The organism is Paenibacillus silvestris, assembly GCF_009882985.1.
GTDB lineage: Bacteria > Bacillota > Bacilli > Paenibacillales > NBRC-103111 > Paenibacillus_E > Paenibacillus_E silvestris.
In genome coordinates this window covers 114,864-133,679 of the sequence record NZ_WTUZ01000015.1, presented here as the reverse complement: position 1 = coordinate 133,679, position 18,816 = coordinate 114,864, and the positions used below count along the sequence as shown (strand labels likewise).

Below are 18,816 nucleotides of genomic sequence, written 5' to 3'. Positions count from 1 at the left end.
ATTCACTCACCACTCACCACTCACTACTCACTACTCACCCCCCATCACCCATCCCTCATTACCCCCTCCTCACCTGACGCCAAGTAACCACCAATCAAAAAAGCTGCCATCCCAAGCAGATTATCTGCTCCAAGCTGACAGCTCTTTTACTTACTGTTCACCTAAGCGAGTGAGCCGCGGCGTCTTTTACACATGAACAGCACTGGCCTCTTGCCGCTTCGCAGCTTCAAGCCTGCTTGAACCCACGAACATTGCGGTAATGAAACCGATAATACCTACGCAAATGCTGAGGATGAACCCGTGATTAATTGCTGTGGCCAAGGCACCTTGAAGGAACTGACGGATTTCCGGCGGAATCGTTCCGCCTGCGTGCATAAGCAGCTCGGGATTGGCCAAGGTGCTGATTTTGTCAGCGGGAATGCCCGCTTTAGCCGCGCCGTCTGCGATCAGATGGCCCAAATTATTATTGACGATCGTGGACATAATCGAAGCGCCCATGATTCCCCCAATGCTGCGCCAGAAGCCAACGATCGAGGAGCTGACGCCCATGTATTTGGGGTCAACATTTGCAGCAATAGCACTCTGCGCAACGCTCATTAACGGTCCTACTGCCCCAAAACCAAGCAGAATCATAAGAGCAATCATGTACCCGCTTGAAGCGGTAGGGCCAACTTTTGTCAGCAGCAACGCAACAACGATCGTCATCGTCATACTAACCAGCAGCAGCGGACGGAAGGCGAATTTGGATTGCAAAAAGCCAAAAAGAACAGCACCGCAAATAAGGGAAGCCATCATCGGCGTCAACACGCCATTAGAGTTGGTGTGGCCAAGCACCGCGACGGAAAAAATAGGCAGATAGGTGATAGCAGAGAACATCAGCACACCTTGACAGAAGACGATGATGCTGGTTCCGAGCACCATTTTGTTCTTGAAAATGCTGAGTGGAAGAACCGGCTCGGCCGCTCTCTTTTCAACCAAGATAAATAAGACGGCGAAAATCACCGATACAGCGAACAATCCAATTTCCTGCCAGGAACTCCAAGCGTAATCTTTCCCGCCCCATTCCAGCGCCAGCATAAGCGAAACGGTTGTGATAATGAGAAATACGGTGCCAAGATAATCAATTTTCGGCTTACGTTCCGAGCGTGTCTCTTTCAACGCAATGATCAGAACGAGCATAGAAGCCAAGCCAATCGGCACGTTAATGTAGAAATTCCATCTCCAACCCAGATGCTCGGCAATGAAACTTCCCAGCTGTGGACCAGCTACGGAAGAAAGACCGAAAATCGCCCCGAAAACCCCCGACATTTTGGCCGCATCCTTCGGATCGTTAAAGATCGTATAGATGATTGTGAAACTAATGGGCAGCAGTGCGCCAGAACCGATTCCCTGAATGACCCTGAACAGAATCAGCTGATCCACGCTTTGCGCCATCCCGCATAAGGCCGAACCAAGCAGAAACAGGCCGATCCCGATCAGGTAAAACATTTTTCTGCCGAATAAATCCGACATTTTTCCAAACACTAGCATGGTACTCGTTGCCGCCAGCATATACGCGGTAAACACCCAGCTGATTTTATCAAACACGTTGAAATCCTCGCTTAGCTTGCTAATGCAGGATGCCACGATTGTATTATCCAGCGATGACATCAATAACCCTAACGCCATGGCTAAAATAATCAACTTCTTATTTGAACCTGAACCATTCATATTAATCCCTCTCCTCTTGTTCTAAATGTTCTAAATTTCTAAACCGGACTAGGCCTTCCGTAATCATCTCTAACTTAGCTTCATAATTCTTCATACCAATCTGAATACAAATGACTTGCGAAGGCTTCATCTCATCCTTATATAACGCACACACATCTTTCAATTGATCTAACTGTTCCATGTTGTGAATCTGTTCCTTCTCCAGCCACTCAATGACTTTGTCATTACCCACATGTTCGCCAAAAAATAGCCTCATCAGGAAATCCGACTTCACATTCTCCACTTCAATCGGGCTGAGCAAGTATTCGTTGAACTGTTTCTTCCCTTTCTCTGTGATGGTGTACACATTCTTGTTCGGCTTTCCGTCCTGCACGATGCTTTCCTTCGTGAGCAGCTCATCTTTCTCCATTCGGTGCAGCATGGGATAGATTGTTCCGTAACTAGAGCTATAGAAATAGGAATATAACGTTTCGAATAATTGTTTTATCTCATAGCCAGTTAACGAGCGATCCATTAATGTGCCTAAAATGACGTCCTGACTGTTCATGGTGAAATCTCCTCCACAAATGATTGAATTTTATATTTCGATTGTTAATATATCATACCGATATATGTCGTGTCTATATATGAAAAGAATAATAAAAAGCTGCCCAACGTCATCTCTGACCTCAGACAGCTTATTCGAATTCCTACCAGAACAATTCCCCATGCCCCAATAGCCGGGATAAACCTTCAACAAAGTAATAATCGCCGTAAATCAGCGGCACATCCACATTCTTGCCTTCCGGGTAGTGGCTCGTCCCATGAAGAATGAGTCCTTCCTCCGTCTCCGAATCCCAGGCGCCATAGTTCGTGTAGAGCGAGTGCAGGATGCGTTCGCCTGCTTGACGATACAGGCTGCTTTCTTGGCCGCTAACCTGCTCTGCGATCAGAAGCAAGCCGCAGGCCGCACAAGCGCCTGCCGACGTATCGCGATAAGCCGTGACCCCCTCCGGCAAACGGAAGTCCCAGTGCGGCACATGATCCTCCGGCAAGTTGGCTATGAAAAAATGCGCTGCGCGCTTGGCGGCATCCAGATAACGCTCATCTCCCGTATGGAGATGACTGAGCGCCATGCCGTAAATCGCCCACGCCGTGCCGCGCGACCAGCCGGAGTCAGGGGCGAAGCCCTGTCCGCCCTTCACTTCGAGCTTCTCGCCCGTGTGCGGATCGAAGATCACGATATGGTTCACAGAACCATCCGGGCGGATGAAGTGCTCTACCGCCATATCGGCATGCCGTATGGCGATATGCTTGTACCGCGGGTCTCCCGTCGCCTTGGAGGCCCAGTGCAGCAGCGGCAGGTTCATCATGCAATCGATGATGGCCCAGCCGGCATTGTCTTCGCCTTCGCGCCACGGGTTCCAGGCGCGAATGTAGTTGCCCTGCACGTTGAAGCGTGCAACCAGCAGGTTCGCCGCGAGCAAGCCGCGGCGCTTGGAGTCCTCCGCGCCGAGCAGCTTATAGCGCGCAACGCTCGTCAGCGTCCACATGAAGCCGATATCATGATCTAAGCGGTAATAATCCGCAATGACTTGATCGAGCTGCCCCTCACAGGACTCCGCCAGCAGCTTCGACTGCTCATCTTGCGTGTCACGGTACAACAGCCACAGCAGTCCAGGCCAGAAGCCGGCGGTCCACCAAGACGCAGGCTCCAGCTGGTACTCGCCTTTCACGCTGGCATGCGGGAAGCGGTCTCCGATTCTTTGGCTGGTTCTTGCTACTTTGCGAACCGTCTGAGCCCAAGCTTCCTGAGCCCAATCTAACGAAGTACTCATATGATCACATCCTAAATTGTTTATTGAAACGCAAATTTAAATGCCGCATGGACTTGCAGGTTGGAATCGGACAGCACACCAGGCTTCAATTTAAAATCCAACGCATAACACGTTTGCGGCTGATCCGAATGATTCACATGATCAAGTGCCTTTACTTCCCAATCAAACAGGTCATGATCATAAGCAAGGAAGACCTTCGCTTCGGGCGATGCCGCTATTAGAATCCGCCCATCCTCTGCTTGCAACGGACGATGCCATGCCATGAAGCGTTCCACAACCGCTGTTGGTGCTTGGGCAAACTCGTAGTTGTCTGTCACCTCTAATGTTGGCGGCTCTGTTTTGCTCCAAATGAATCGCCTCACAAGCTCAGTTAGCTTGTCTGTGCCATAAGCGCTTGATATTTCTAATGCGAAAACATCCTGCTCCTCATTGCTGCTGAACGTCCGGACTTCTGCCCGATGCTCCGCCCCAGCTGCTTGATACAACCCGTCAATGATTGGAACAGAGTGACTCTGCGAGCCGTTGCACAAGATTTCATAACGTTCCGGCCCAAAATATTTCCGCGAATATTGCCCACTCCCCAGATCCGGGAGCAGCGTTTCGCCTTGTGCATACAGGATGAAATGTCCGATATCATTATGATTATGCGGTTCATTATTATGTCCGCCTTTGGCCGCGAAAACATAAGCGCCTTGCTCTTGAAGCTGCCTCGAAACCAGCCACTGCGCATCCGGCAAATAATAGGCCGCAGTTTGCCAAGCGCTTCCCTGGGCGTCCTCTTCGGACCAGAGCAAATTCCTTAACGCAGGAGCCCATCTGCTGCAGTGGTCGTCTCGAAAGCCTGCGCGCAGCGCTAGCTCAGGATGCTCCATCTCAGGATAAAGCTGCTTCAAATAGCCGCTTAATCCCATAAAAATCCCCGCCTCCCCTTGCGAGTCGGAGAAGTTCACAACCTTCCTCCCGTGGAGGAAGGTTTTCTGCTGGAATAAGGCAATCTGCTGCACCTTGTCCGCTTGGAACCAATTGACGGCGCCTCCCGTACGCCGCAAGATCAAATCCGCGGCATAGGTGAAGTAGCCGAAGCCGTACTGCCAATACATGTACCCTTCGGTACATGCTCCGTCTTCTTCGAAGCCGCTGAGGTACGAAGCGAGCGCGGGAAAAGCTCGCACCAGCACCGCGGCGAGCTCGTCTGCGTCCTGCAGCGTGTAGATCGCTGCAGCGGCAATGGAGCCTCCGCAGACGGAGGCCCAGTTGTGAGTCGCGGTCTCCCAGTGGCTGGGAGCCTGCGTCACAAAGGGCCGCAGAATGCGGCGCAGCACTTCTTCGCGGATGCGTACGCGGAGAAGCCCCGGCAGCGCGGCACCGAGCAGCGCGCTGATTTCGCTGAGCGCGAAGGCTGTTTCCGCCGCGAAGAGATCAATCGTGAACGCTTCCGCGGAGCGGTTCACGAGCCCTTCCGCCGCATATTGCTCCTCAGCGGCGGACCGCATCTCTGGGCCATGCAAGATATGCGCTGGTAAACACCATGTATATTCATCCAAAATGGACCCAATCGTATCAGAAAGCGCATCCATATATGGGCTATCTGCCCCATCTAACCAAGCTAATAAGCCAAATGTCGTTAATCGATTCCGGCGTCGGAAATACACAAGTTCATATTCCCTACGTGATCCTGTTGTAGAGAATAATCGAAACAAAGAATGCGTCAACTCCGGCATCGTTTCCTCCAGAAGCTTGTCCCCTTCTTCTCGAATCTCCTTGATATGCTGCTTGCTCTCCTTGCCTTGCAGCAAGCGCGTCTTCACTTGCAGGGGCGTTTCCTCTGGAAACAGCAGCTGCGTATGGTTGTTTGGCGCAGCTAACAGCGCTGCTTTTACGTTTTCCAAGTTCAAGTTGTCTACAGATACAGATATACTCACCGTAATTCGACCCACTTTCCCATGTCATGTGAAGGCGGCTGGCCTTCCATCCCGTGCAATCCCATCCCATCCCATCCATTCCGTTCCGTCAAGGCAGACTTTCTGGATCTTACCATTTACAAACGATATATCTTTCATTATAAAGAATTAGAGGTCGATCGTTATCCTGTTATTTTGACTTTTTTGACTATTATCTTGACCTGTTTGCCACTATGGCGCAACATGGTAGAGAGATAAATAGAGACTAGATTTTACCGGAGAGGTTGGACAGTACTATGAGTCATCAAGCTTTATTAGGAAACGACGCACCCAAAAGCCGGTTTCCGATTTCCTTGCTTTCATTAACCGCTGGCGCCTTTGCCATTGGCATGACGGAGTTTGTGATCATGGGTCTTTTGCCCAACGTTGCAGGAGACCTGCATGTCACAATCTCACAAGCCGGCCAGCTCATCACGAGCTATGCCATGGGTGTAGCCATCGGTGCTCCGATTCTTGCTTTGTTCACGAATAAACTGCCGCAAAAGCTGCTGTTATGCCTGCTAATGGGCGTGTTCATTCTGGGCAATGCCATCAGCGTTATCGCCCCCAACTATGCGATTCTAATGGGAGCTCGCATTGTGACCGCGCTAGCGCACGGAACATTCTTCGGTGTAGGCGGCGTTATCGCCGTCCATCTCGTGCGCCCGGATCGACGGGCGGCGGCCATCTCGATTATGATGGCCGGGCTTACGATCGCCAATATTATGGGCGTCCCCTTTGGTACTTTCATCGGGCAGCAGCTCGGATGGCGTGCTTCGTTCGGCGCTATCGTCCTGATGGGCATCGTCTCGCTCATCGGAATTTTGTTCTTGATCCCACGTGTGCAGCAGGAGAAAAGCGCCGGCATTATGCAGCAGTTCCGCGCTTTGACCCAGCCAAGGCTGCTGTTGATGCTGCTCATGGGTGCACTGGGCAGCGGGAGCTTGTTCACGGTTTTCACGTACATTACGCCGCTGCTTGAACAAGTGACGGGCTTCTCCGAGCATCGCGTTGCGTGGATTCTCGTTCTTTTCGGCTTCGGCGTCACCTTCGGCAATATCGTTGGGGGCAAGCTTGCAGATTGGAAGCTCATGCCGGCTTTACTAGGTAATTATGCGGCTTTGGCCCTCATTCTCGTTATTTTCAACTTCACTGTGCATCTGCCGGTTGCTGCTGTTATCACTATTTTCGTCTGGGGAGCGGCCGCGTTCGGCATCCTACCCGGCTTGCAGCTTCGCATAATGACAATGGCGAAGGATGCGCCTATGCTCGCTTCCACCTCGAACCACTCGGCGAATAATCTGGGCAATGCCAGCGGCGCCTTTATCGGCGGGTGGGTTATCACCCATATGGGGCTGACCTATCTGCCTTGGGCGGGGGCCTTGCTGCCTATTCTGGGGCTGCTGATTGGCTTCATCAGTTATGGGTTGGAGCGTAAAGAGAAGCGCGCTAACGCTAGCACTGGCGTGCAAAAACTGGCCGGTTAGCTCGTTGGAGACCATATCTTGAGCCTACTCGCGAAATAAGCGGAGGGAACTACAGTACGCTATTTCGCCCAAATACAGCTAATTCGCCGGCAACGGGAACTACGGTACGCTATTTCGCTGGTTTTCGCTGAGTTGCTGGATCTAGCAAGCAAATAAGACCCTATAGTTCCGCCGAAACAACGGATTATGCCGCTTTTACTCAAATAGCGGACCCCAGTTCCCTTTGGCGATAGGCGTCACGCTAACGACAAAAAAGGCATTCCCTGTAGTAGCTAACTACACGGGAAATGCCTTTTTCGCTTGCTGTTTAGTCTAAGGTCGCCGCGTTTCCACGGTAACCGGTTCAATTAACTTCAACAATTCAATGATGTCCGCTTTATCAAACACATGATTTCCGTCCATATCATAGCGGAGTGGCGTTACCGTGAGAACATTGCTGATGTCCCAAAGCTTCTCTCCTTTTTGATAAAAGAGAGACACGATATGTTCGGTCGAAGACGTCCCATCCGAGCTCACCACTTTTAACTGGAATCGGTTCAGACCTTCCACGAGCGAAATCGGCTCACTCTGTCCGTTCGCCACTTCGATGGCTGCGCCTAGCTCGCCGCTCTGAGGATCCATCTGCTTTAGTTCGACCCTAGTACCCGCTTCTGATGAAACGGCGTGAAGGGTAAATACCGAGCTAACACCACCATGAACAACAGCGGCGATCCATGGTGAGGATGTTGGCAGCATTTTGGCATAGGTATCACCCGTAAGCATAAGCTGCGCAAGAGCAGGCTGCACAATAACTGTCACAGCTTGGGACTCCGTACCGTCCGTGATGCCGCTTCTTTCGTACAGCGCGGTGTATCGGTGTGTACCAGAGCTGACACTTGTTAGGTTAATTTCGGCGTTCCCGTACACATCGGTTGTTACCCTCGCTTGCTCAAGCCCATTCTCTCTCAACGAAATATAGCCGGGCTGCGTCAGGTCACCGATTAAGCCTCCTATTGATACGGAGAAGTGAATCGGTTCTCCAAGCTGAAAAGTTCCACTCGGATGATTCAAAATGAGTACAGTCCCTTGTGTATTCGGTTTGATGACTTGTGTGATCGGGGCCGATGTCTGTGCTTCGTGCAGCAGATCAGGAACGTACACTGCCTGAATAGAGTGCGTTCCAGGAAGCAGAGCTGCTGATGTTATAGAAGCTGTTCCTGCCGAGTCAAGATTTATTGGAGTATCCAGTAAATTGCCGCCGCTAAAAACGATTTGGCCGGCAGGTATCTGCGGCTCTCCATTCGCATTGGTCACATGAGCGGTGAAGGTAAGGGGACTTCCATAATAAACAGCCTCCGTTACTGAAGCGGTAACCACTACGGTAACAGGAATGGGTTTAATCTGCAGACTGCTGCTAGTTGACACCGCATCAAGGTGCTCGTCATCCCCCATGTAGTTGGCGATGACCGTATGTGTGCCAACAGCAAGCTGTTCGGTCTCCCAAGTTGCAATCCCATCCGTCAATGTCAAAGCACCCGGCCAATTGCTGAAGCCGCCCGTTCCCGTAAGGGTTACCGTACCCGTTGGAACGGAACCTCCGCTGCCAGCGTTAGCTACCTGTACGGTTACGCTCACCCTGTGTCCATAGACGCTTTCTCCTTGCGGTGCCACAGATAGATGAACCGTAACCGGCCCTTTGGATACTGGCTGGGTGATCGGCTGTGAGGCGCTCGTGACATGGTTGCTGTCACCGTTATATGCTGCCGTAATAATGAGATTGCCAACCGGCAATTCATGCGTAGTAAGCACCGCAATGCCACTACTATCTAATACCACTGGCGCTTGCAAGTCGGCACCGTTATTTTTGAAAGTAACCGTACCAGTGGGCTTGATGCTAGGATTTGAAGTATTTGTTACCTGTGCCGTTAAAGTCGTCGTTTCACCAACAGAATTCCCACCCGAAGTCGCTAGTGTTGTTGATGTACTTGCTTTGTTGACGGAATGTCCAACAACTGCTGACGAATTAATCGCATGGCTGGCATCTCCGCCGTACTCTGTTTGAAAGGAATGCGCCCCTGTAGATAAAAGATCTGGTAATAGCCATTCAGCCGTTCCTGAATTTAATGTGGCCGTACCCAATGTCGTTGAGCCATCTTTGAAAGTTACGGTACCACTTGGTGTAATCGAACTGCCATTGGTATTCACTATGGATGCTGTTAATGTCAATGAAGTCCCATAGGTGGAAGCTGCCCCTGTCGCGCCTATAACCGTCAACGTTGATGACGTAGGGATCAGATTGATGCCCACAGGAATGGAGCTCGAGCTATTGGCATCATGCGTAAGACTTCCGCTGTAATGGGCTGTAATCGAATGGGCTCCCACTTCTAAATTTGACGCCGTCCATGTTGCTGTTCCAGAACTCAACGTCCCTGTTCCAAGTACGGTCGAGCCTTCCTTGAACGTCACCGTTCCAGTCGGCCCAAAAATGCTTGCCCGGCCATTGGTCACGGTTGCCGTCAACGTCACAGAATTCCCGTATGTCGTGCTTGCAGGACTAGCGCTAACCGCCACTACGGTCGGTATGCCTAGTACGGATTGCGTCAAACTACTGGACGTACTGGCTTCATGCTGACCATCACCATCGTAAGTCGCAATGACCGAATAACCGCTAACCGGCAGCGTCGACGTCGTGAAGGTCGCGACTCCGCTTCCGTTTGCGATCGCAGTTCCCAGTACGTTACTGCCTTCTCGAAAAGTAACCGTTCCCCCCGGCATGACAGGACTGCCACTCGTGTTGACGACTGTCGCTGTGAAAGTAATCGGCTCGCCAACGTAGATGAGTCCGGCATTTGAGGTAAGTGTGGTATTGGTTTGAAGCTTATTAACCGTATGTACAAAAGTAGATGACTGTGGACTATGTATACCGTCACCGCCTGAATAATTAGCTGTAATCGTATGTGTACCGACTCCTAGCCCGGAGAAAGACATAGAAGCGTGAGCGTTGAAATTTTCAAGCTGCTCCCAAGTTCGTGTCGTGACATTGCTCTGTCCGACAAGCGTAACTGTCTTAGCGATGTTATCTACGGTGATATCTGTAATGTAACGATTCCCCGAAAAATCCCATGATTTCACCAGATTGTTATTCGCATCATAAGCATATAAATAAGCAGTGTCACTATTAACCGTATCACTGTACGCCCAGTAACTCAGCCCGCCCCACTCAATAACAGGACAGTCAGTACAAGTAAATTTCTTGCCGGGTTGCGCTGGAGCAAGGTCCCAGCTCTTATAAACAACGACTGGATCCGAAGTAACGAGTCCCTGAGGGCCCCCGATCCATGTACCCCCATCGTAGAATGTGACGCTCCCTGCTGGTGTTGCCCCGCCCAATGCACGATCTGTCACGACGGAGGTAAACTGCACCTGCTCGCCATAATTGGACGAGGCGGGGCCTGTTATCACCTGTCCTACTGTTGTAAGTGCATAAGCTGCCGGCTGGTACAAGTTAACCAGAAGAGCAACCAAAAGCACTGCGCCAATCCATCGCAGCTTATACCTATTTTCCCGTTTCACCAACATTCCTCCGCCCTGCATAACTCTAGTAATCATACTAAATTTATCGGGTCTCGCGTGTATAAAATGAATAGAAAAAACCATCTGCAGCCCACAAAATAGCGGGTACAAATGGCTTTTTTCTTCCTACGTGTCAAATAGGGCGTTCTAGCTCAAACTGATCTCCCAATTTCGCATAGGAGTTGCCTGCTAGCCGGCTAACCGGCCTTAATTTCTGAGCATCAATATGACCCTTGTCGTACAAATCATTAGCAATGTGAAAATGCACCACTCTACCGATCAGCAAATCCGCAGAAGGAGCACTTTCCGTTCCCCCCAGCGGTATCGCTTGTTCGAGCACACATTCCATCCGAATGTTAGCCTCTGCAAGGCCCGGTACAGCTACCTTCACACTTGTGACAGGTGTCAGGCCGGCTAACACCACTTCGCTTTCATCTGGGGGCAGCGCAGCAGCCGTTTGATTAATCTGGTCAATGTAGGATTCGTCAGAGATATGAACGACGAACTCCCCTTTTGCGATGGCATTACGCGACGTATCTTTCCGTTCACCTTGGCGCCTCTGAATCGATACAGCGATCATCGGCGGGTCCGCCGTCACAATCGTGAAGTAACTGAACGGTGCAGCATTCAGGACGTCCTCATTGGTGAGGGTCGTTACAAAAGCGATTGGTCTGGGAATAATGCTGCCGATCAGCAGCTTATAATTCTCCCGTTCGGTTTGATGCGAAGGGTCGATGGCAATCACAAAACATCACCCCTTTATCATTATTTTAGGCTAAATTCGCCTTAAACCAAGTCCCAGCCGCATCAACTTCCGATCTCGTCAATTGATGTCCGGCATTTTCCCAATGGACTTCGATCTCAGCTCCAGCCTCACCTAGCAATTTCTGAAGCTCCTCGGTCTCTTCCGGCGAGCAGATGGGATCATTGCGCCCCGCCCCAATAAAGATAGGCGTGTCGGTCAAATCTGGAAGCTGAATGCCACGCAGCGGCACCATCGGATGATGCAGGATTGCACCACGGAGCGCGTCTGGGTAGTGGAACAACAGGCTGCCCGCAATATTAGCGCCATTGGAGTAGCCGATAGCCACTACATTCCGGCGATCGAAGCCATGCTCTACAGCGGCTTCATCCAAGAAGTCGTTCAGCTCTTTGGTGCGGAAGATGAGATCCTCCTCATCGAAGATACCTTCTGCGAGTCGGCGGAAGAACCGCGGCATCCCATTTTCAAGCACATTGCCTCTAACGCTTAATACCGACGAAGCTGGGGAGATAGCTTGAGCTAGCGGCAGAAGATCCCGCTCAGTACCGCCAGTCCCGTGCAAGAGCACGAGTACTGGCGCCGTTACGTCTGTTCCTTGTTGGAAGATATGTCTCATTGTCCACTTCCCTCCAATTCACGCACTGCAATCGGTGGCAGATTGCGCTCGATTTGAGCACGGTTTGCTTCGAACCATTCTGGCAGCATGATTTTCTCGCCAAGTGCCTCAGGAGCTTCATCTCTAGCGAAACCTGGAGGATCAGTCGCGATCTCGAACAGGATGCCGCCTTCTTCACGGAAGTAGATCGCGTTAAAATATTGACGGTCCACAATCGGCGTTGGATGGTACCCGCTGTTCTGTACATGATTTCTCCATAGCTCATGCTCAGCATCATCTTTGGCCCGCCATGCGATGTGATGCACAGTACCCGCTCCACCTGCTCCATACGGCATTGCTGTCACATGAAGGTCGATAATGTTCCCGATATCGCCAAAGGATTTGAACCGGGCATAAGCACCCTCTTGCCCAATTTTCTCAAGCCCCATCACCTGCTCAAGCAGCTGGGATGTTTTGTCCGGAGCCGTGCTGTAGAGAATAGCGCCGCCGAAGCCTTTGATTGCTTTATCAGTAGAAATGCCGCCAAATGACCAAGTGCTAGGAGTACCTTGCTCGCGCTCAACGATTTCCAATTTCAAGCCATCGTGATCTTCGAATTGCAGATAAGTCTCATGGAATCTTTCTGTTTTCTCAAAGGATACACCGAATTTAGTCAGACGCGTTTCCCAGAAGGCAAGACTGCCTGTAGGCACCGCATACGTAGTGATACCGACTTGGCCGCCACCGATACGCCCTCTGCGGGAACCAGCCCATGGGAAGAAGGTGATGATTGTTCCAGGGCTGCCGTGCTCATCGCCGAAGTACAGGTGGTAAACTTCAGGTGCGTCGAAGTTGATTGTTTTTTTGACTAGACGTAATCCCAGAATACCCGCATAGAAATCTACAGTGCCTTGTGCGCTTTGAACGAAAGCTGTTATATGGTGAATACCTGCTGTTTGTTGTTTTGTCATTTGAATACACTCCTCTATATTAGTTTAATTAGTTAGTTTTAGTTATGTCCTGCCCTGTGCAGAAAGAATCTTAGAATAATAATGCATCAATGGAGTACGCGCCAGCTCCTGTTAGTGCTACACCTACAACAACGGCAAGCAGCAGAAGGTTGTACTCGTAACCGCCTGTTGTGTTCCAGTAGCCATTTTTACCATGTACTTTGGCAATTGCCATTACCATCGTTATTGCAATCAGCAAGGATGCAAACACGGTACCTAAGCCCGCGGCAAACAATAATCCTCCTGCAAATTCGATCAAACCAGCCAGAACCGCCATCGCGACACCAGGCTTAATGCCAATGGATTCCATCCACCCGCCCGTTCCTTTCGGACCGTAGCCACCGAACCAACCAAATAATTTCTGCGAGCCATGGGCCATGAAGCTGAGCCCTACAACCAATCGGATAATTAACAACCCTAATGCGATGCTCATTATAATTTCCTCCATTTCAAATTTAAGATTCTTTAATTTAAGATATTAGGTAAAAGGGTAAGTAGTTAACTCCTCCATTGAGAGCAAACTACTTTTCTATTTAAAAGCGTCCTGGGCGAACTTGCCGAGCTTTTTTAGCAATTGACTAGCGATCTTCTTCTCTTCTGCTGTAAGACCATCCACCGCGTGCTCAATCACTTCAATGTGCTGAGGAAAAACTTCTTCAATAAACTGCTTGCCTTGCGCCGTAATTTCCGCATAAATAAGTCTTCTGTCTTCCGTCGATGTTCGGCGGACAACGAACTCTTTCTTCACCAGCTTGTCGACCACGTAAGTGATATTTCCGCTGCTCATCAGTACTTTGGAGCCGATTTGTTGAATGGCCTGTGCCCCTTTATGATACAGAAGCTCCAGTACGCCGAATTCGGTCCGGTTCAAGCCATGCTTACGAATGTCGCGGTCGCCGTGTGCGTTGACCCATTCACTTGCTCTGGAAAGTGCGATGTAGAGATCCAAAGAATCATTGCGCATTTCGCTCATCAGGTTCACCTCATTTCGTCATTTTTTGTTTGTGTGCTCGATGTCTTGATTTAAAGATACTTTAATTCGAGATAAATGTCAACACCCGATTTTCAAAATTATTGGCTGTTCGTCAAAGTCCATTCCTACCGCCAGATGGACGGGTCACTCTAACGGACTCAGCGACTGCTATTTCACCGATTAGCCGCTATATGGAAGAACTATCGGACTGAGCGGTCGTTATTTACTGAGTTTGTCGTTGTTTCAGGTGAATTCAAGACATTAGCGGCACGTGTGTCCGTTAGATTCTAATTCACGCCTATAACGAGTAGATAACGTTATCTCAGTCCGTTAAACTTCTAGCTCCCCTAACCGACACATCCCAGGCAACAGACGAAACTACCCTGAAAGCCATTACCGCTAAATCATTGGATAACCCACAGGGAGCTTATCCCGCTATGCCACTCGGCTCCATAAAAAAAAGAGGTTGTCCCCAGTCATCAATGACCGAGGGAGCCCCTTTTTTGAACCACTTGGCTTGGCACAACCTCGTTCCAATGCCTTGTGCCCTGTAACCCATGCCAAACCTTAACCCACCACAGCCGACTCGCCCTTCTGCAGCTGGTACATCTTCGCGTAGCGGCCATTCAGCGCCATCAGCTCATCATGATTGCCGCGCTCCGCAATCTCCCCGCGATGCAGCACAAGAATCTGATCCGCATCGCGGATCGTAGACAGCCTGTGCGCGATGACGAGCGTCGTGCGCCCTTCGCTCACAACCTTCAGCGCCCGCTGAATCAGCCCTTCGGTCTCACTGTCGATGCTCGCTGTCGCTTCGTCCAGAATGAGGATGGACGGATCGAAGGCGAGCGCTCGCGCGAAGGAGATGAGCTGCCGCTGCCCCGAGGACAACGTGCTGCCCCGCTCCACAACTTGCTCATCGTAGCCATGAGGCAGCTGCTCAATGAAAGGTGCAGCGCCGACGTCTTTCAGTGCGCTTTTTACCCGATCCATAGAAATGTTCTCATTATAGAGGCTCACATTAAACTTAATATCCCCTGCAAATAAGAATGGATCCTGCAGCACGATACCCATATGTTTCCGCAGCGCCTGCTTGGACATCGTCCCAATATTCCGGCCATCAATAGTAATGCTGCCTTCATTCGGTTCATAAAAGCCGAGCAGCAGGTTCATGATCGAGCTTTTGCCCGAGCCGGTATGGCCAACCAAAGCGATCGTTTCCCCTTTGCGAGCTTCGAAGGAAATTTTCTTCAGAACATTCTCCCCTTCTTTATAAGCAAAGGTAACCTGATCGAATTTCACAATTCCTTCTGGGCGGCTCACTTTATCTGTTTTCTCAACGTCTTGGCCTTCCATATCCATGATAGCGAACACTTTATCTGCAGATACAAAAGCTCTTTGGGCATTCGTTAGCTGATCGAAAATCCCGATAATCGGCTGGAAGATGCGCCCCAAATAATCGATAAACGCATAAAACACCCCGAAAGAAATAGCTGTACTCAGTGACTCCCGGCCAAAATACCAAATGACCATCGCTGTCACCAAGCTCCCGATTGTGCCTACGATGTTACGGGAGGACAAGGAAAAAACACGGAACTGCTTCAATTGATTCACATAGCGATCCTGGTTCAGCACTTCAAATTCGTCCAGTGTCACTTTCTCGCGGCGAAAAGCCTGAATAATCGGCATGACGACGATCGATTCGTTAATCATTGCGTTCATATCGCTAAGCCGCGCACGCATGATCGTGATGAACACTTTCGAGTATTTCAAGTGAATCTTCATAATGAGAGCAAAAATCGGCGGCAGCACCAAACAATAGACAGCCAAGTGCCAATCCAAAATAAATAAAGCTACAAAAATACCGATAAGCTGCATCGTACTGACGACAAACGTCGCCATGAAGCTCATGAATAAATCGCGTACCGCCTCTGTATCATTCGCAATTCTCGACACAACCTGACCAATTGGCGTGGTGTCGAAATAACGCAATGCGATGCGCTGGATATGTCGCATTAAGTCCATACGCATGTTTTTGATGATTTGAAGCGCCGTAGACTGGAATAAATAGGCTTGCGAATAGTTGCAAATGCTTGCTACTAAAAGCAGCCCCATATAAAGACCAATTAGCTTCAGCACAGAGGACATCTGGCTTGTATCTACGGAAAGATGTTGGTCGATAATCGTTTTTGTGATGTAGGGTCCCGCAAGCTCGGCGCCTACTGCACAGCATAGAATTAGCAGCGCTCCGATAATCCTGAATTTATAGACAAGCGCGTACGAGACAAGTCTTCTAGCCGTTGATGGTTGATTCATGCTGTTCTCCTCCTCTCTTCACCTATTCGTCTAAACTCGCTTCCATCTGCTGACGGTCCCACTGTTCCCGGTACCAACCGCCAAACTGCATCAGCTGTTCGTGTGTTCCTTCTTCAATAATCCGCCCCTCATCCAACACGAGAATCCAGTTCGCATGGCTTACCGCGGATAGTCGATGGGTTGAGATTAAGGTTGTTTTATCTGCTCTTTCTTTGCGAATATTTTGTAGAATGCGGCTCTCCGTACGAGCATCCACCGCGGATAACGAGTCATCCAGAAGGAGGATCTCGGAATTGATAAGCAGTGCTCTGGCAATAGCTAGGCGCTGTTTCTGCCCGCCAGACAGCATGACGCCGTTCTCCCCGACGATGGTAGCAAGACCTTCCGGCATTTGCTCGATATCCTGAGTAAACGAAGCCATCTCCACTGCCCGAGCTATCTCGTCCGGCGAAGCGGTATGTTTGCCGAGCGCGATATTGTCGCGGATCGATTTGGACAACAGCAGATGCTCCTGCGGAACATAGGCAACCCAGCTCTTCACTTGATGGAGCGCAATCTGCTCAATCGGTACATCCGAGATCAGCAATTTCTCAGGCGGAATCGGGAATTGTCTCAGCAGCTGCTTGAGCAGCGTGCTTTTCCCACTTCCTGTACGGCCTACAATACCTAAGGTTTGGCCCCGCTCCAGCTCAAAAGACACATGCGCCAAGCTTGGGTGATTCGCGGTCGGATAAGTGAAGCTGAGATCCTTCATCTCGATGCGCTTAGGCAGATCTACCACAACTGGCTTATCTACGTCTACGATGTCAGCCTTTTGTGTTAGAGCTGTATCCAGACGGTCTGCTGAGGCGCTTCCGCGCTGTAGGACATTGATAAACTCGCCGAAGGAAATCATCGGCCAGATCAGCATCCCTAAATAAATGTTGAACGAGACGAGCTGCCCCAGTGAAATCTCATTATGGAACACTAGATAGGAACCATATCCGATACCGATGGAATAACTCAAGCCTACAATGAGGGAAGTTAACGGTTGAAAAAGCGCATTGAGTATCGAAACACGTTTGTTCTTATTCATAACCTCAGAAGTGACTTGATCAAATGCTGTTAGATCATTGTCTTCCTGCACGTACGACCGAATCACGCGAATACCGGAGATTGACTCCAGCGCATGATCGTTCATTTTCCCGAAGGAAGCTTGTGCCGCGAGGAAGCGCACTCTCACCTTTTGACCCAATTTGCTGATGACAAAAGCTAGAAATGGCAGCGGAATTAGCGCCGCAATCATTAATTTAAAGGAGATGAGGGAAACCATCATAATAATAACAACCGATGCCCCAACGATCGTGGATACCAATGTCATTACTCCGTACCCGGAGGTTTGACCGATCGCGAGCACGTCATTCGTTGCTAAGGCCATTAACTGGCCCGTGCTATTGCGTTGAAAGAACGCCGGCGTCATGTTCGTCAAATGCGCAAGCAAACGGCCGCGAAGCACCTTTTCTACCAACGCCGAGTTGCCGAATAAAGTCGTAATCCACACGTACGCCATTATGTATAGGAGAACAGCTAGTCCTACAAGTAAAAGAACCGTATGATTGAGCGTGGTAACTGTCAGATTGCCACTGCGGATATGATCAATTGTATTTCCTATCATCTTAGGAGGAATTGTCGCCAATAAATTCACACCAATCAGCAAACCGATCGCCAGCACATAATATTTCCATCTTTCTTTGAAAAACCATCGAAGCTTCATGATAAAAGACAAGGATTCCACCTCTTTCCATTGATTACACACATAAATTGATTCTATAGTTTCGCTCGGATGAAGTCCATGAGGAAGTTCAGTTTAATCAAACTTTCCTGTTCTTGCAACATGCCGGAAACTTTTCTCCTATTGAAGGACAGACTAATGACAAACATTGCCTACAGAGAGGAAATACTTCACATGAATCTTTTTATGAAAAAAAGCCTTGTCCTTATGTCGCTATCTGCCCTGATAACTGCGGGAACAGCTTATGCGGCACCCACCGATTTGAAAAGCAGCATCAACGGCTCGATCTCCATGAAGGAGGAGGCGAAAAAAGTGCAAACAACCGGCGTAATCACTTCCATTCGAATGGATGGCGATAATGGGTTGATCCACATTCAAGGTGTAGGCACGGATGGCCTTGTTCTTAACGTCGGCAAAGAAACAGTCTTCCAAATGTTAGATGGCACTAAGCTTAGTCTTGCCGATTTACATGTAGGCTTAACCGTATCGGCTGAACATTCCATGGTTATGACAATGAGCCTGCCCCCGCAAACGCCAACGTCCAAAGTGACGGTTCTGGATGCGAAGACACAAGCGGGTCTGCTCGGAACTGCCGGTGTTATGGAAGAAATCCGCAGCGAAAGCAAGGATGATCTGCGCATCCGCATAAAAGGGGAAGGCTTAACAGAATCATCGCCTAGTGAGGTTGTTCTGAACTTGACGAAAGATACGGCCGTTGTTGATAAAAATGGGGATAAAATTGCGACATCGAAGCTTATGAAAGGCGCAAATGTCATTGGATTCTATGGGCCGACCCTGACTAAGAGCCTGCCGCCTATGGGCATAGCATGGAAAATCGTTATTGCTGATTAAGAAGGTGGCTGATCGCACTGTCCAAATGAT

Annotated in this window: 14 protein-coding genes; 2 read left to right on the top strand and 12 right to left on the bottom strand. The window is 49.9% G+C overall.

Translation table 11 applies throughout. The annotated features are described in order from the left end of the window. Nucleotides 1-186 precede the first annotated feature (186 nt). The 4 genes from GQF01_RS11865 to GQF01_RS11850 all read right to left on the bottom strand — a co-directional run bounded on the left by GQF01_RS11865 (nucleotide 187) and on the right by GQF01_RS11850 (nucleotide 5,416). Entirely contained in the window at nucleotides 187-1,710 is a 1,524-nt protein-coding gene (locus GQF01_RS11865; protein WP_161406965.1) for a DHA2 family efflux MFS transporter permease subunit, read from the bottom strand. A 1-nt stretch (nucleotide 1,711) separates the two neighbouring features. Further along, nucleotides 1,712-2,257, bottom strand: a complete 546-nt coding sequence (locus GQF01_RS11860) for a PadR family transcriptional regulator (protein WP_161406964.1) — start codon at nucleotides 2,255-2,257, stop codon at nucleotides 1,712-1,714. A gap of 142 nt (nucleotides 2,258-2,399) precedes the next feature. Then, complete coding sequence (locus GQF01_RS11855; RefSeq protein WP_161406963.1) at nucleotides 2,400-3,527, bottom strand: glycoside hydrolase family 88 protein; 1,128 nt, start codon at nucleotides 3,525-3,527, stop codon at nucleotides 2,400-2,402. 20 nt (nucleotides 3,528-3,547) lie between these two features. After that, nucleotides 3,548-5,416: a heparinase II/III domain-containing protein gene (locus tag GQF01_RS11850; protein WP_161406962.1), complete on the bottom strand. Its 1,869-nt coding sequence runs from the start codon at nucleotides 5,414-5,416 to the stop codon at nucleotides 3,548-3,550. A 308-nt stretch (nucleotides 5,417-5,724) separates the two neighbouring features. Between GQF01_RS11850 and GQF01_RS11845 the strand changes: the two genes are divergently transcribed. After that, on the top strand, nucleotides 5,725-6,954 hold the full coding sequence (locus GQF01_RS11845) for an MFS transporter (protein WP_161406961.1): 1,230 nt from the start codon (nucleotides 5,725-5,727) through the stop codon (nucleotides 6,952-6,954). A 312-nt stretch (nucleotides 6,955-7,266) separates the two neighbouring features. On the opposite strand, the gene GQF01_RS11840 is transcribed toward GQF01_RS11845, so the two are convergent. The 8 genes from GQF01_RS11840 to GQF01_RS11805 form a co-directional block, all read right to left on the bottom strand. After that, nucleotides 7,267-10,506: an Ig-like domain-containing protein gene (locus GQF01_RS11840; RefSeq protein ID WP_161406960.1), complete on the bottom strand. Its 3,240-nt coding sequence runs from the start codon at nucleotides 10,504-10,506 to the stop codon at nucleotides 7,267-7,269. Nucleotides 10,507-10,639: 133 nt separating this feature from the next. Next, a complete protein-coding gene (locus tag GQF01_RS11835; protein WP_161406959.1) occupies nucleotides 10,640-11,251 on the bottom strand; it encodes a flavin reductase family protein in 612 nt (203 codons plus the stop codon). Between the two features lie 25 nt (nucleotides 11,252-11,276). Continuing rightward, nucleotides 11,277-11,885 carry an alpha/beta hydrolase gene (locus tag GQF01_RS11830; protein ID WP_161406958.1) on the bottom strand — a complete coding sequence of 203 codons (609 nt, stop codon included), beginning with the start codon at nucleotides 11,883-11,885 and terminating at the stop codon, nucleotides 11,277-11,279. After that, a complete protein-coding gene (locus GQF01_RS11825; protein ID WP_161406957.1) occupies nucleotides 11,882-12,835 on the bottom strand; it encodes a ring-cleaving dioxygenase in 954 nt (317 codons plus the stop codon). The genes GQF01_RS11830 and GQF01_RS11825 overlap by 4 nt, the downstream gene beginning before the upstream one ends. A gap of 70 nt (nucleotides 12,836-12,905) precedes the next feature. Next, nucleotides 12,906-13,307: a DoxX family protein gene (locus GQF01_RS11820; protein ID WP_161406956.1), complete on the bottom strand. Its 402-nt coding sequence runs from the start codon at nucleotides 13,305-13,307 to the stop codon at nucleotides 12,906-12,908. A 96-nt stretch (nucleotides 13,308-13,403) separates the two neighbouring features. Then, nucleotides 13,404-13,847, bottom strand: a complete 444-nt coding sequence (locus GQF01_RS11815) for a MarR family winged helix-turn-helix transcriptional regulator (RefSeq protein ID WP_161406955.1) — start codon at nucleotides 13,845-13,847, stop codon at nucleotides 13,404-13,406. 567 nt (nucleotides 13,848-14,414) lie between these two features. After that, nucleotides 14,415-16,163 (bottom strand): ABC transporter ATP-binding protein, encoded by a 1,749-nt coding sequence (locus GQF01_RS11810; RefSeq protein ID WP_161406954.1) that lies wholly within the window; start codon nucleotides 16,161-16,163, stop codon nucleotides 14,415-14,417. Nucleotides 16,164-16,185: 22 nt separating this feature from the next. After that, nucleotides 16,186-17,916 (bottom strand): ABC transporter ATP-binding protein, encoded by a 1,731-nt coding sequence (locus tag GQF01_RS11805; RefSeq protein ID WP_202556268.1) that lies wholly within the window; start codon nucleotides 17,914-17,916, stop codon nucleotides 16,186-16,188. Nucleotides 17,917-18,120: 204 nt separating this feature from the next. On the opposite strand from GQF01_RS11805, the gene GQF01_RS11800 reads away from it, so the two are divergent. After that, complete coding sequence (locus tag GQF01_RS11800) at nucleotides 18,121-18,786, top strand: hypothetical protein (RefSeq protein ID WP_161406952.1); 666 nt, start codon at nucleotides 18,121-18,123, stop codon at nucleotides 18,784-18,786. Nucleotides 18,787-18,816: the final 30 nt, after the last annotated feature.

Coding starts and splice junctions, on each gene's coding strand:
- GQF01_RS11865 (WP_161406965.1), bottom strand. CDS start 1,710: ATGAATGGTTCAGGTTCAAATAAGAAGTTGATTATTTTAGCCATGGCG.
- GQF01_RS11860 (WP_161406964.1), bottom strand. CDS start 2,257: ATGAACAGTCAGGACGTCATTTTAGGCACATTAATGGATCGCTCGTTA.
- GQF01_RS11855 (WP_161406963.1), bottom strand. CDS start 3,527: ATGAGTACTTCGTTAGATTGGGCTCAGGAAGCTTGGGCTCAGACGGTT.
- GQF01_RS11845 (WP_161406961.1), top strand. CDS start 5,725: ATGAGTCATCAAGCTTTATTAGGAAACGACGCACCCAAAAGCCGGTTT.
- GQF01_RS11830 (WP_161406958.1), bottom strand. CDS start 11,885: ATGAGACATATCTTCCAACAAGGAACAGACGTAACGGCGCCAGTACTC.
- GQF01_RS11825 (WP_161406957.1), bottom strand. CDS start 12,835: ATGACAAAACAACAAACAGCAGGTATTCACCATATAACAGCTTTCGTT.
- GQF01_RS11820 (WP_161406956.1), bottom strand. CDS start 13,307: ATGAGCATCGCATTAGGGTTGTTAATTATCCGATTGGTTGTAGGGCTC.
- GQF01_RS11815 (WP_161406955.1), bottom strand. CDS start 13,847: ATGAGCGAAATGCGCAATGATTCTTTGGATCTCTACATCGCACTTTCC.
- GQF01_RS11810 (WP_161406954.1), bottom strand. CDS start 16,163: ATGAATCAACCATCAACGGCTAGAAGACTTGTCTCGTACGCGCTTGTC.
- GQF01_RS11805 (WP_202556268.1), bottom strand. CDS start 17,916: ATGAAGCTTCGATGGTTTTTCAAAGAAAGATGGAAATATTATGTGCTG.
- GQF01_RS11800 (WP_161406952.1), top strand. CDS start 18,121: ATGAAAAAAAGCCTTGTCCTTATGTCGCTATCTGCCCTGATAACTGCG.